The 12,650-nt window shown below is 47.1% G+C and carries 13 protein-coding genes and 1 pseudogene; 8 read left to right on the forward strand and 6 right to left on the reverse strand.

Annotated elements, in window-relative coordinates; translation table 11 throughout:
• Window positions 1-146: 146 nt before the first annotated feature.
• Entirely contained in the window at window positions 147-503 is a 357-nt protein-coding gene (locus H6F88_RS26810; RefSeq protein ID WP_190645878.1) for a LysE family translocator, read from the forward strand.
• Window positions 504-767: 264 nt separating this feature from the next.
• Here H6F88_RS26810 and H6F88_RS26815 read toward each other — a convergent pair whose 3' ends face one another.
• Both H6F88_RS26815 and H6F88_RS26820 read right to left on the reverse strand, forming a co-directional pair.
• Window positions 768-1,232, reverse strand: a complete 465-nt coding sequence (locus H6F88_RS26815; protein WP_190645879.1) for a cupin domain-containing protein — start codon at window positions 1,230-1,232, stop codon at window positions 768-770.
• Between the two features lie 21 nt (window positions 1,233-1,253).
• Window positions 1,254-2,747 carry an FAD-binding oxidoreductase gene (locus H6F88_RS26820; protein WP_190645880.1) on the reverse strand — a complete coding sequence of 498 codons (1,494 nt, stop codon included), beginning with the start codon at window positions 2,745-2,747 and terminating at the stop codon, window positions 1,254-1,256.
• A gap of 472 nt (window positions 2,748-3,219) precedes the next feature.
• Here H6F88_RS26820 and H6F88_RS26825 point away from each other — a divergent pair, with 472 nt between their 5' ends.
• Complete coding sequence (locus H6F88_RS26825) at window positions 3,220-4,140, forward strand: AraC family transcriptional regulator (protein ID WP_190645881.1); 921 nt, start codon at window positions 3,220-3,222, stop codon at window positions 4,138-4,140.
• Here H6F88_RS26825 and H6F88_RS26830 read toward each other — a convergent pair.
• Together H6F88_RS26830 and H6F88_RS34190 are read right to left on the reverse strand one after the other, a co-directional pair.
• A pseudogene (locus H6F88_RS26830) lies at window positions 4,132-4,230 on the reverse strand (DDE-type integrase/transposase/recombinase); the annotation flags it as partial. The gene H6F88_RS26825 and the pseudogene H6F88_RS26830 sit on opposite strands and share 9 nt — an antisense overlap.
• Window positions 4,214-4,339 (reverse strand): hypothetical protein, encoded by a 126-nt coding sequence (locus H6F88_RS34190; protein ID WP_277881867.1) that lies wholly within the window; start codon window positions 4,337-4,339, stop codon window positions 4,214-4,216. The gene H6F88_RS34190 and the pseudogene H6F88_RS26830, both read right to left, overlap by 17 nt.
• Before the next feature lie 36 nt (window positions 4,340-4,375).
• On the opposite strand from H6F88_RS34190, the gene H6F88_RS26835 reads away from it, so the two are divergent.
• From H6F88_RS26835 to H6F88_RS26845, 3 genes are all read left to right on the forward strand, one after another.
• Window positions 4,376-4,786: an NUDIX hydrolase gene (locus H6F88_RS26835; RefSeq protein WP_190645882.1), complete on the forward strand. Its 411-nt coding sequence runs from the start codon at window positions 4,376-4,378 to the stop codon at window positions 4,784-4,786.
• Window positions 4,787-5,158: 372 nt separating this feature from the next.
• On the forward strand, window positions 5,159-6,343 hold the full coding sequence (locus H6F88_RS26840) for a ScyD/ScyE family protein (RefSeq protein ID WP_190645883.1): 1,185 nt from the start codon (window positions 5,159-5,161) through the stop codon (window positions 6,341-6,343).
• A gap of 162 nt (window positions 6,344-6,505) precedes the next feature.
• Entirely contained in the window at window positions 6,506-7,186 is a 681-nt protein-coding gene (locus H6F88_RS26845) for a DUF6629 family protein (protein WP_190645884.1), read from the forward strand.
• A 160-nt stretch (window positions 7,187-7,346) separates the two neighbouring features.
• Here the strand turns inward: H6F88_RS26845 and H6F88_RS26850 are convergent, their stop codons facing one another.
• Window positions 7,347-7,688, reverse strand: a complete 342-nt coding sequence (locus H6F88_RS26850; RefSeq protein WP_190645885.1) for a hypothetical protein — start codon at window positions 7,686-7,688, stop codon at window positions 7,347-7,349.
• A gap of 230 nt (window positions 7,689-7,918) precedes the next feature.
• Complete coding sequence (locus H6F88_RS26855; RefSeq protein WP_190645886.1) at window positions 7,919-8,908, reverse strand: ABC transporter substrate-binding protein; 990 nt, start codon at window positions 8,906-8,908, stop codon at window positions 7,919-7,921.
• A gap of 221 nt (window positions 8,909-9,129) precedes the next feature.
• Between H6F88_RS26855 and H6F88_RS26860 the strand changes: the two genes are divergently transcribed.
• The 3 genes from H6F88_RS26860 (at window position 9,130) to H6F88_RS26870 (ending at window position 12,478) form a co-directional block, all read left to right on the forward strand.
• A complete protein-coding gene (locus tag H6F88_RS26860) occupies window positions 9,130-9,504 on the forward strand; it encodes a PAS domain-containing protein (protein ID WP_190645887.1) in 375 nt (124 codons plus the stop codon).
• A gap of 16 nt (window positions 9,505-9,520) precedes the next feature.
• Complete coding sequence (locus H6F88_RS26865; RefSeq protein WP_190645888.1) at window positions 9,521-11,491, forward strand: PAS domain S-box protein; 1,971 nt, start codon at window positions 9,521-9,523, stop codon at window positions 11,489-11,491.
• 618 nt (window positions 11,492-12,109) lie between these two features.
• Window positions 12,110-12,478 (forward strand): hypothetical protein, encoded by a 369-nt coding sequence (locus H6F88_RS26870; RefSeq protein WP_190645889.1) that lies wholly within the window; start codon window positions 12,110-12,112, stop codon window positions 12,476-12,478.
• Window positions 12,479-12,650: the final 172 nt, after the last annotated feature.

Genomic DNA, 12,650 nt, shown 5'->3' on the forward strand with positions numbered 1-12,650 from the left:
GCTGACGTAACCGAATCGCTTGTTGTCGCAGATAATCTTGAGTCGTGGGATTAAGTAAGCGGGCATCAGGTTTATTCATACTTCAATTCTACGAATTGCCCCTTCCCGCTGCATCCTCTTAAGTTGCCGGGTTAATAGGTATCCAAATGTGGTTGAGCAAACCGCAAAAACAGCCAGTGCAAATGGCTCAAAGCAAACAAGGCAAACTCTTTTGGACTGGACTAATCACGAGCGTGACTAATCCTAAAGGCATTCTGTTTTTCCTTGCGTTTTTGCCTCAATTTGTAGTTCCCCATGCAAACCATGTTCCACTGCAAATGCTAGTTCTAGGCTTAATCTTTACTCTGCTGTGTGCGATCGTCTACGGACTTGTAGCACTGTTGGCTGGAACCGTTGGCGATAATCTCTCTGGTACACCTCGCTTTAGTCAATTAATGCAGCGTGTTACAGGCAGTGTGTTGATTCTTCTCGGAGTGCGACTGGTTGCTCTGGAGCATCGTTAAACGAACAGTGGCTTTATATTCTTGCCGTTGTATAGCTGTCGAGAACAAATAGTCGTCAAGAGAAACTGTTCCATTTACGATGTTTGATCTGATAGCCGTACTATAGCTGACGCAAATAAGTTGTGAACAAAATAGGTTGTGAAATTCACGTCCCTAAGGAATATAACTTTCACAACCTATTTAGGATTGCTACACAGACCGATTGCAATTAGCGTCTTTGCGGTAATTCAGTGTAGGTTCAGCGGCAGCGTTGGGCGATGGAGCTTAAACAGACAGGGGCGCTCCAACGATCCAAGTGTCATGCTGGCGTGCAAGATCCATCCAACCTTCGGGTGGAGTTTGACCAATTTGAGGGAAGAACTCGTCGATCCCGCCAGGGACGAAGGTGCCGAGCATCCGAGCCCTTCCGGGTCCAAGATTCACCCATGTATGCACGGTGTTACGGGGCACCACAACCGAGGTTCCGGGACCGACCTCAAACTCTTCGCCCTCAACGTGAAAGCGAAAGCTGCCTTCAAGGACTTCAAAGATCTCTTCCCGATCTTGGTGATAGTGAAGTGGCGGACCTGAGAACGCTGGAACATTCACTTCAATAATTGTGAAAGCTCCGTTGACATCTTTGCTATGGACGCGGATAGCCATCTGCTCACCAGGCATTGTATTGAACCAATCGAGGTTCTCGCTCTGTCCAACGATCGCAACTTTGCTTTGATTGAATTGAGTACTCATTGTTTTAGGGGTAGAGGTACGCTATGAACTCACTGGCTCCGCCAGTGTCATTGGGACAACGGTGGGTTGGATGTTCTGATTCCGATGAAACAGATTGGTCGGGTCATACTGGTTCTTGAGTGCAACGAGTCTTGCATAGGTAGCGGGCGGATAGACATCACGAATCCGCTCTCCCTCGTCTGCCAGAAAGCCCACATAAGCCCCGTTAGCGTAAGGTAAGAGTGCCCGAAAGACTCGCTGGGTGCAGGTATCGAGACTGGCAGCATCAGCCGATAGTGGTGCAAAATGAGTGATTAACACCATGCCCTGTTTATCGCGATGAGCAAAGGCTGTTGCATCAGGTGCGACCCGACTCATAGCGCCACCCAGAACACGCAGGGTGACCAGCGTTTCAGGAGATATAACAGATTGAACAGACTCAACTAATGAGTGAATCATCTCGTCTGAGAACGTCTCGAAGAATTGCGATCGCGAATGATGCTGAAAGCCAGGAATTTCACCAGCCGCTGTGAACGCAAACATGGCCGAATAGGGCATGGGCGCAATCAGATTGGCGATCGGGGTATCAAGCTGACGGAGGGGAGCTACAACCTGCTCACCTTCGCTGATATCACCGGTGTAGCAGACCATAATCGCGACAACCGGGGTTCCCTGTTTGTCAGGGGGAATGAAGGGGGCAGGAGGTGCCGGCATGAGCAGAACTTCAGTGGAAAGTTCATCTGGTGCTGCCGCTGCTAGACGGGTATACTCCCGCAAGATTCGCTCTGCCTCGGTTACCTCATAAAAGACGGCACCACCCAGAACAGTTCCACCCCGATGCAGGTTTACCTCGAAGGCTGTTGCAATCCCAAAGTTGCCACCACCACCGCGCAATCCCCAGAACAGTTCGGGATGTTCGTCAGCACTGGCACGCAGCAGTTGTCCATCCGCCGTGACTAGTTCTACTGCTTGCAGGCGATCGATGGTTAAACCATAGGCGCGAACCATCCAACCAATGCCACCACCCAGCAGCAATCCGCCCACCCCCACAGAGGCAACGTCGCCTGCTGTCAACGCCAATCCATAAGGCTGGAGCTTTTCAGCGACCTCACCCCAAGTGAGACCGGGTTCCAGCCGGGCTGTGTGACGTATGGGGTCGATCGTCATCGTCTTCAGGTTGGAGAGGTCAATCACCAGTCCACCATTATTGGTGCCATGTCCGGCTGCACTATGTCCACCGCTCCTCACGGAGAGCGTCATTACCTGCTCACGGGCAAAGTTAACCGCAGTTCTGACATCTTCCGCATCGGCACAGCGCACGATCGCAGCAGGATAACAATCATAAGTACCATTCCAGACTTTTCGTTCTGCTTCATAAGCAGGGTTACCCGGAAGGATCAGTTCACCTCGGATCGTTGAGGCGAGTATCTCGATCGCTTCTTTGTAGTCATGCTGCTTCTCTTGGGGAGATGTGATTTGAACATGAGTTTGCTCATGCTGCTCGTATTGAGCCGTATCTTGATGTTGTTGTGTCACTAGTTACTTCCTTTCATTGTTTAGAGACATAGGAATACTTCTGTTCATCCATGCGCTGTGTCATGAACAGTAAGTAATTGATTCACTCCAACACACTCCGCCATTCACCATCTGTTTTGATGGCGCAGTCAACTCCGCTATCAATGGTGATCAATCGTTCAGTAACAATAGAAATGCTGGAACAGAGCCGCAGCAATCACGGAGTTCGACTCATCGCACTCACGTTTGGATTAAGAGTGTCACCTGTGTTGTAGACATGCTCTCCTTCATTGCCTTATCCTTTCATTACCTTTCTGGCATGAATTCATCATAGGCTTCGGACAAAGGGTTCTGAATACATAAACTTTGCAGATTCTTGCCTAATTTTCTCAAGCAGAAAGATGATGCTCAAAAGAATCCTCTATAATAGGCACAGCAAAACGATCAGAGGAATGTCTCACAATCCCTCACTAAGTGTTTACAAGAACCTGATATGGCAGATGAATTCCTAAAGCGCAAGACGACGATTGATGCTTGTCAAGAACTGGCGGAATTAGTGGGCCGCCACACTCACGACAGGGGAAACGGTATCCATGCAACGGCGATCGCCCAGTTAGAATTGATGCGGGAATCTGTGGCTCCTACAGTACTCCGCGCTGTGTATGAACCGACGCTTTGCATTATTCTTCAAGGTAAAAAGGAAACCTTACTGGGCAAGGAAACCTATCACTATGGTGCGGCTCAATATATCGTTGTCACGGTCGATCTGCCGCTCAGTGGAAACATTGTTGAAGCGACACCGAATCAGCCATATCTATGCTTTAAGCTAAGCTTGGACGCGACTCAGCTTTGGGATATTATCGATCAACTCCACCGCAGCTCAGATCAAAAAGAAAGTTCAGTGAGAGGCTTGTTCGTAAGCGATGCAAATGCTCCGTTGATTGAGTGTGCCACTCGACTCACACGGCTTCTGGATACGCCCGAAGATATTCCATTCTTGGCACCAATGATGATTCGTGAGATTTATTACCGTCTTTTAATGGGCGATCAGAGCGAAGCGGTTTGGCAGATTGCGACCTCCGGCAGCCATATGCAGCGCATTGCAGAAGTGATTAGACAGATCAAAGCTGAATTTACAAAGTCATTGAGCATGGATGATTTGGCAAAGCAAGCGAGGATGTCTTCTGCATCGTTCCATCGTCACTTTAAAGCAGTGACCTCAATGAGTCCGTTGCAATATCAAAAGCAGTTGAGGCTATTAGAAGCCCGTCGTTTGATGATAGCTGAAGATGCAGATGCCACCCATGCAGCGTATCAGGTGGGTTATGAGAGCCCTTCTCAGTTCAATCGCGAATATTCCCGCATGTTTGGTGCGCCACCGAAGAAGGATATTGAGCGTTTACGAGTCGCCTGAGGATTGACAGTTTCGATATAGATACTTCCACACGCCCTTGACTTTGCCGTACGTTTCATCCACTTGCCATGAATCATTCGTCGGCTTTAGCTAGCTCACTGTCCCAGACTTGGGCAAGTGGGTCGGGGCGCGTCCGCCACTCGCGCTCTGGGTCAAGTTGTTGCTTTTCAACCCAGCCAAGGTTATTGTCACCAAACACCGCCTCTACTACTGACGCAATACATACGCGAAAAATATGCCTGCAGTTTGGCAATCGGGGGTAATTCCCTATCGAATTAATCAGGGAAAGATAGAAGTATTACTTATTACTACTTCCAGTGGTAAACATTGGGTAATTCCTAAAGGTTGGATTCCCCCTTGGATGACATCATCGTCCTCCGCGGCAAAAGAAGCGCTAGAAGAAGCAGGAGTTACCGGAACTGTTATAACTCCGGCAATTGGTCGCTACTCTACTCAAAAACTGGGATATTCCTATCAGATCGAGGTGTTTTCAATGCGAGTGGAGGAAGAGCTAGAAACCTACCCTGAAGCTAAGCGCCGACAGCGTCAATGGATGAGCCCTTCTCAGGCAGTTAAAAAGGTGCGATCGCCTGAGCTAAAATGCCTTCTTATGCAATTCCGTGAATCCTATATGAGTGGTGAATAAACCGCAAGAACGGCGTTGGATTGTGTTGCCTTCTCAATTCCAAGACTTTTACAGGTTATTGCCAACGTAGCGAACTTGGTCACCTCTCTGCAAACAACCTAGCTTTAAGACATTTTGAAAAATGCAAGATCAATGAGTGTCGGTTTAATACTACACAGTCAAGTAATACTTCATCAAAACTTTAAGTAGGTGTTCTTTTAATGAAATTTGTGTGGATAAAAAGAATTATTGATATGAGTATACAGACGCTCTTCAACAATTCATTCCTCGTTCTGAAGGGGCGATCGCTCTCATTCCTCAGTGATTTTGCTTAGTGAAGCAAATGCAAGCGGGTTCAAAAACATACTGTAAAGTCGCATTTTGGAGATATTTATGTTGAAGCATCTAGCCTTTGCAGCAATAGGAGCAACTATTGGCGCTCTTAGTCTCGGAAACACAGCCCATGCTGCGACCTTTGAAGTAATTGCGAGTAATTTAGATAACCCTAGAGGATTAACCATCGGAGCGAATGGTTCTCTTTATGTAACTGAAGCAGGTCGGGGTGGTACAGGACCCTGCATTCCTTCTCCAACAAATCCAACTGCATCAGTTTGTTATGGTGCTACAGGTGCACTTACCCTCATTGAAGATGGCACGGTGACCAGAGTTGTAACTGGATTGCCATCATTAGCAGCACCTGATGGTAGTGAGGCAACAGGTGCCCATGATGTTGCTTTTGATGCAACTGGGCAGCCTTATGTTCTAATCGGGCTTGGTAGTGATCCGGCTGTTCGGAGTGCTTTGGGAGTGCCAGAGTTTGGACAATTGCTGAAAATTAATACCCTCAATGGTGGCTCTGATTGGACTGCGATCGCTGACGTTTCAGCATTTGAGCAAGCTGAAAATCCTGATGGAGGCGGAATAGATTCCAACCCTTACAGCTTTGTTATTCAAAACAACGCCGCTTACGTTGCTGATGCGGGTGCTAATGCTTTACTAAAGGTGGATCTTGATAACGGGGACGTTGATCTAGCGTCGGTCTTTAATAGTCATCTAGTGACTAACCCATTTGGGGGTTCTGATATTCCCATGCAGTCTGTACCCAATGCAGTGGCTAGCAGTTCTGATGACACACTCTATGTCGGTGAATTGACCGGATTCCCCTTTCCAGTAGATGGTGCACGGGTCTATCGCGTTGCTAATGGTATTCCTGAGATTTTTGCCGAAGGCTTTACCAACATCATTGATTTGGATTTTGATTCCAATGGCAATTTGTATGTTTTGGAATATGCCACTAACAGCATATTGTCTGGTGATCTTACAGGTGCATTAATTCGCCTCAACCCAGATGGAACACGTACAACCCTTTTACAAGAAGGGTTACTTGCCCCGACTTCATTCACATTTGGAGATGACGGGGATATTTTTATAGCGAACCGAGGAATTGCTGCAGGTCAGGGAGAAATTATTCGATTCAATTCCAATGATGATTCTCAATCGGTTCCTGAACCTTCAAGTTGGCTCGGGTTGCTGGCGATCGCCTCTCTGGGGGGATTCCTAAAAGTGACCCGACGCTAGACGTTACTGTAGTCAATGACCGAAGTGGGACAGATAACCCAGCAAGTCGGCGTGAGAGGGCGCTGTGGTCTAGTATGGGGAGGTCCAGTCCCATCAGATGGAGATGGCGAGAAATCCTTGGCGTTGCCGTCCTGCCAGGTAACACACTTCTGAGTATGAGTAATGTGTTTCTCTGCCTCTGTTAGCTTTGCTGCCAGTGCCCTGCTCCTCCCAGCAGGTCTTTATGCGTTGCGGTTGGCTTATAGGCAAAACTCCAGTTATCTTCCACTTGCGTCTATTCCGATCGCTTTTGGGGTTCAGCAAGCCTCTGAAGGATTGGTCTGGCTGGGCGTGGAAGCGAATTCTTCCGCTGAAGTAAATCTGGGAGCTTTCGGCTTCTTAGGGTTTGCCTATTGGTTCTGGCTCTTCTGGGCACCTGGGTCGGTAGCGTTCTCTGAAGCTAATCCCATCGTGCGGCCAGTAGGTTGGAGTTTAAGTGTCCTTGGTTTTATGTATGGAGCGCTGCTTTACCTTCCGCTGGTTTTTCAACCCGATTGGCTATCGGTTCAGGTTGTCCATCATTCTATTGAGTACAATACACGCTTAATTTTTGATCCCTGGCTCTCTCAGGAAGTTGAGCGGATTATCTACGCGCTCATCATCCTCATTCCCTTTGCACTTGCGTCCAATCGCGCTCTTAAGAGATTTGGAGCAACGATCGCGCTATCGGCGATCGCCTCTCACTGGTTTCTGCATCAAGTCTTTGTTTCGGTTTGGTGTTTCTTTGCGGCGATTCTGTCCCTGCTCATCGTCTTCATCTGCCAATCCTCTTCTAAAGTGAGTTGGCAGCAAGGTACGGATTGACTGTAAACGGGGGCAGGTAAGTCTATTCAAATTACGAATGAGAACAATTCGTTAGAACCGTTCTATCAGGCGATTGTCGCGCAACAGCATGGGTTTAGAAGTCGCCCAAACAGCCGAGCTTATTGGTTTGCGATCGCCTCTTCCCTCACATCTCATTTACTCATCTGATAGGAAAACACCTGAATTCGCCAATAGCCAGTCGGTTAACCGCTTCAAATGCCCAATGCTCAGGCGGCACATCAGAGAAAACGGAGGCAAACTCATTACTAGCACATTGTGCAATCTCTCCTTCTAAAGGTGGCGTTAGCTGAGAGTTTGGAGCTAGCTCAGGTTGAGGCTGGGCAGGATTAACTTGCCTGAGAGGAGTAGATGGGCTTGTTTGAGCGGGGGGTTCCGTCGAGGATGTAGGGACAGAAATAGTTTGAGCGGCAACAAGTTGGATGTTTACGAGGTGAAAAGTTCCTACCGCGATCGCCAAATTGAGAAAAGTGCGTAATCTCATAGGTCTGTTAATAGGCTTTGAGTGTTGCGAGTGGTAATAGATCTAATCCACTTAATCTAACTCATTTGACCTGAGCATAGTCTATAAAGTGAGTAACTGTTTTCCTTGCCTCTATCGTCCTGGAAGCAAATAGGGGCGATCGCTCCAATACCCCTCCAACAATCGCTAGTTTAAGCAAGGACGGTTATTTGCGGGTATTAGTGATTTGAAGTTAGTTTTATCACGAAAAGTTACAGTGACTTCACGACGGAGTCATCGTACAAAAAACTAGCCTCAAGCTGTTGAGGAGTAATGTCGAGGTCATAAGCAGCCTGAGCCGTGAATTGTAGATTCGTGACCAAGCTATCAGGATTGTTTGGCTCAAACGCGACCCTCTTATTCTCTTCAATGTTGAGGAACCTGACCCAATCAAGTTGCTGTTTGCTCTCCTCTAGAGTGATTCCTAGTGCATCTGCAACAGAGCTGAGAGCTTCCTCATCTCCTGACCTAACTCGCTCAACACCTTGATCAATCGCTCGTAGGTAAGCTTGGAGGTCTGCTGCTCGTTGCTCAATCACTGTCTGGCGGGTAATGAGAACATCAGCAATCAAATTGGTATCCTTGCTGCTGAATATAATTTCTCCTCCACCGACCTCAGCAGCGTTGGCTAGCCAAGGCCCATAGGACACAGCTGCATCAACCTGCTTTGAAGCAAACGCCGTTGCTGCATCTGCAGCGGTCATATTTCTCAACACGACATCCTTCTCGGTTAGTCCACCCTGCTGTAGATAAGCTCGCAGCAACACATTTACGAATAGTAAATCTTCTCTCGCAATCGTTTTACCTCTCAAGTCCTCAGGACGATTGATGTTACGTCCTAAGATTCCATCTCCACCATCTGAGTAACTGATTAAATAGAAGATTTTAACTGACGGATCCTCGTTGCTCATTTGAACTGCGTCACTGCTACTCGCCCAAAGAACGTCTACTTTGTTTGTAAGGAAGGCTGTAATCCCATCCCCCAAGTTCTGAAAGACAAAGTTTTCAACGTTCACTCCCTCTTCATTGAAAAGGCCTTGGTCTGCGGCAACGTAGTGTCCAGCATTACCAGGATAGATGCCAGTTCCCGTTCTGAGCGGCTGAGTGGCAGAATCGGGAGGTGTTGATTGGGGTGAACAAGCAACAACCCAGAGAAGAGCCGCCAAAGCAATCAGAACCAGACGTCTTGAAACCTGAAGCATAACGAATACTTTTAGTAATAACTAACAAGCCAGCAGACACATGCTTAGAATACAGATGAATCCATTTTCCTTGATGCGAATCCACAAAATTTAGTTAACTTCATGCCCTACTGCCCAATGTCCTTCAACACAAATTAAGTATATAGAACTATAGACAAAGTACAAGGTTTTTAGCTCTGATTAGATCTGTCCCAATATCCTGAGCGGTCGGCATATCATCTATGGCTGTATCTCAATCCTCTACCTCCCAATCTTCAGCAGGAATGCCCGTTTGGGAGTTGAATATAGTGACTGGTGAAAACAAGTGGTCAGCGGAGACTGAAGCATTATACGGGTTTGCGCCCGGCACCTACGACAGTACTTTAGAAACATTCTTCAACCGAGTTCATCCAGATGATCGAGAAATAATTAAGCGGAAGGATGAAGAAGCTTTTCAAACGGGTAACTTTGAAGCGGAGTTTCGGATTATTCTTCCGGATGGAGCTATTCGTTGGCTCGCGGCTGAAGCCGAAGTTTTTTATGATGAATTGGGGAATCCTATACGGATGAGTGGTGTAGATCGTGATATCACAGAGCAGAAGCAATCTCAAACTTAGCGAATTACATTGACTTATGTCTTCTCCCCAATCCTCTGTTCCTGAGGGTCAATCAGAGACCGAGCAGATTGCCATGCTTCAAGCTCAAAAGGAGGCGTTGGAGAAGCAACTGCACCAAGCTAAGCTAGAGCTTCAGCAAAGCAACGAAAGGCTGCATCAGCAGGAGCAGGATCTAGAGGCAGCACTGGAGGGAAAAGAGCGGTGGATCACAAACTGCCTCGCTGCTGCTGATATGGCTGCCTGGGAACTGGATATCCCGACTGGGGAGAATAAGTGGTCAGAAAAAGTTGAGGAACTATATGGATTTGCACCCGGCACTTACGACAGTACCTTAGAGTCCTTCTTTGATCGAGTTCATCCCGACGATCGGGAGACCATTAAGCGAAAGGATGAGGAAGCGTTCCAAACGGGCACCTTTGAAGTGGAGTTTCGGATTATTCATCCCGATGGAACTATTCGTTGGATTGCGGCTAAAGCCAAGGTTTTTTACGACAAATTGGGGAAACCTGTGCGAATGAGCGGGGTAGATCGCGATATTACGGAGCAGAAGCAGACTGAAGCCAATTTGCAAAGAGTTCATCAACAACTCGCATTTCATGTAGAGAATTCCCCTCTCGCCGTTGTGGAATGGAATGAAAACCTACAGGTGCAACATTGGTCAGCTCGAGCAGAAGAGATCTTTGGATGGCAGGCTTCAGAGGTTTTGCATCGCTATTTTCAGGAGTGGAAATTTGATTATGAGCAAGATTTGCAGCAAGTTGAGGCTGTAATCACGGCTCTAATAAGTGGTTCCCAGAGCCGTAATATCTGTTGCAACCGCAACTATACGAAATCTGGAGAAGTGGTGCATTGTGAGTGGTATAACTCTGCACTGCTGGATGAAGATGGCAAGTTGATTTCGATTTTGTCTCTTGTTCTAGATGTGACAGAGCAAAAACAGCTAGAGAAGGCTCGCCAACGCTCTCTTAGCTTACTGGAGACAACTCTAGAGTCCACCGCCGATGGCATTTTAGTGCTTGACCCGGTGGGAAAAATTATGCATATTAACTGCCAATTTATCGAGCAATGGGGCGTTCCAGAAGCAGTCATAGCGGCACAGGACGGTAAGGCCCTAGTCCAGTTTCAACAGAAACAACTGAAGAAGCCCGATGCGCTTACTCTCGGAGCTGAGGCTGGGCACTCCGACAAAGAGGGCTATGAGCTACTGGAATTTAAGGATGGACGAGTGCTGGAGTGCTATTCCAAACCGCAGCTCTTAAATGGAGAGGTGGTTGGGCAAGTCATCAGCTATCGAGACATCACTGTCTACAAGCAAGCAGAAGCCACACTGCGACAGCAAGCTCAACGTGAGCGGGCGCTTAACGAGCTTAAAGATGATTTCCTCAGTACCGTTTCTCATGAGCTACGAACGCCAATTACCAATATCAAGATGGCAACGCAAATGTTAGATGTTGTGTTGGGTCGATTACATTTGGAGGACGAACGAGTTGCTCAATACCTGAAGATTTTACAGGAGCAGTGTACTCAAGAGATGAATCTGCTCAATACCCTACTAGATTTGCAGTCTCTAGAGGCTAGAACACAAGCTTTACAATTGACGGCAATTGGTCTGCAAGATTGGGTTCCTGATGTAGCAAAATCATTTGAGACTCGTATTCAGAGCCAAAAGCAATCTTTGTCTGTCAATATTCCTGCTGATTTGCCTAACTTGATATCCGATGAGTCCAGCTTGAAGCGAATCTTGGCTGAATTGCTCAATAACGCCTGTAAGTACACTCCACCAGGAGAGAAAATTGTAGTGATAGCCGAGGTTTGTGATAGTACTTTGCAGTTAAGGGTTTGCAATTCTGGCGTAGAAATCCCTGAAGTAGATCTGCCTCGAATCTTCAATAAGTTCTATCGGGTTACAACTATCCAAGTTGAGAGTGCTGCTAACTTGACGAGTTTTATAATCAGGTTACCGATTGCTTCTAATGATGTCGGTTGATCGGGTATTTGTCTTCGTTACCGTCTTAGGCGATCGGTTCATCTCCGTTAAAAATTGCATGAACCAAATGTGATCTAAGCTCACAAAGATTGTTCAAGCTTTTATGTGAGCGATCGCTCAAATTCTATTGATGTGGTTAGCGAAAGTATTACAACTGCTTCTACAGGTATATTACAAACCTAATAAGCAACAGAACAGCCGCCATTTCAGAGTCTGTCGCATTTGCGTAATCCTGCCTGTAGCACATTTGCCAACAGCATCTGTGCTACTCAGACCCCTTAACCAAGTCCATAAGTTTCCCTAACTTCTAGCCATCGTCACCGGCAAGACCACCGCCTACAGTAAAAGAGTGATGAGAAACAGCTGAGAAAACCAAAGCAAAACACTCTCACTACAACGCTGCCAAAGACTTTCAACAAGTCAACATTTCCACTCCCCATGCATCTCAACTAGCCTCAGCAAGTGAGTTGTCTCTGGGGGCTTTAGCCTGCTCATCTTCATCTAAGTCGTTCAAAACAGAGGATTTTCACGATGAAACCATTCATTTCCTTTCCCGTACCCAAACTCAACAAATGGATGACCGGTTGCGTGCTGGGTACTACGCTTTTGGGGCTTCCTATGACAGCAGTTGCTCAAGAATTCACGACTTGCGTCATGACAATAGATAGTAGTGTTGTCTGTGGAACCCATACCTTTCTGCAGGTTGGCAACACGTCGTGGCTAGTTGAGACTGCGGAGAATGGGCGTAATTCCGACTTCCATGAAGTTCCGTGGGTGTTTTCCCAAAATGGAACAGTTCGCGCTGGTGACCTGTGGCAGGGCTCCTGGCAGGTCGAATCTGAAGACACGATTAGCGTGACCATTAGAATGAGCGGCAGTTCAGCTACCGATCAATTCACGGTCCGGTTTCATGGCTCAACAAACTTTACGGCTTATAAAAATGGACGTGCTTATCGATACGGGATTTCGGCAGATGGTCAAGGTTAATATCTTTATCCCTTGAAGGGGTCATTGAAACAGTGCTGAAGCGAGAGATATTAACCCGGCAATCATTGAGATTGCATCTTGTTCGAAGCATAAGCAATAAATGGATGCTCAAAATACTTCTGAATGCGCGATGGCAACTTCTGCAATTTACGCAGATGAGAGATGAGTCTTT

This window comes from Oculatella sp. FACHB-28, from assembly GCF_014696015.1.
Lineage (GTDB): Bacteria > Cyanobacteriota > Cyanobacteriia > Elainellales > Elainellaceae > JAAUTN01.

What these genes read in the sequence shown, in the direction of transcription:
- H6F88_RS26810 (WP_190645878.1), top strand. Translation starts at nt 147, where the DNA reads ATGTGGTTGAGCAAACCGCAAAAACAGCCAGTGCAAATGGCTCAAAGC.
- H6F88_RS26815 (WP_190645879.1), bottom strand. Translation starts at nt 1,232, where the DNA reads ATGAGTACTCAATTCAATCAAAGCAAAGTTGCGATCGTTGGACAGAGC.
- H6F88_RS26825 (WP_190645881.1), top strand. Translation starts at nt 3,220, where the DNA reads ATGGCAGATGAATTCCTAAAGCGCAAGACGACGATTGATGCTTGTCAA.
- H6F88_RS26835 (WP_190645882.1), top strand. Translation starts at nt 4,376, where the DNA reads ATGCCTGCAGTTTGGCAATCGGGGGTAATTCCCTATCGAATTAATCAG.
- H6F88_RS26840 (WP_190645883.1), top strand. Translation starts at nt 5,159, where the DNA reads ATGTTGAAGCATCTAGCCTTTGCAGCAATAGGAGCAACTATTGGCGCT.
- H6F88_RS26845 (WP_190645884.1), top strand. Translation starts at nt 6,506, where the DNA reads ATGTGTTTCTCTGCCTCTGTTAGCTTTGCTGCCAGTGCCCTGCTCCTC.
- H6F88_RS26850 (WP_190645885.1), bottom strand. Translation starts at nt 7,688, where the DNA reads ATGAGATTACGCACTTTTCTCAATTTGGCGATCGCGGTAGGAACTTTT.
- H6F88_RS26855 (WP_190645886.1), bottom strand. Translation starts at nt 8,908, where the DNA reads ATGCTTCAGGTTTCAAGACGTCTGGTTCTGATTGCTTTGGCGGCTCTT.
- H6F88_RS26860 (WP_190645887.1), top strand. Translation starts at nt 9,130, where the DNA reads ATGGCTGTATCTCAATCCTCTACCTCCCAATCTTCAGCAGGAATGCCC.
- H6F88_RS26865 (WP_190645888.1), top strand. Translation starts at nt 9,521, where the DNA reads ATGTCTTCTCCCCAATCCTCTGTTCCTGAGGGTCAATCAGAGACCGAG.
- H6F88_RS26870 (WP_190645889.1), top strand. Translation starts at nt 12,110, where the DNA reads ATGACAGCAGTTGCTCAAGAATTCACGACTTGCGTCATGACAATAGAT.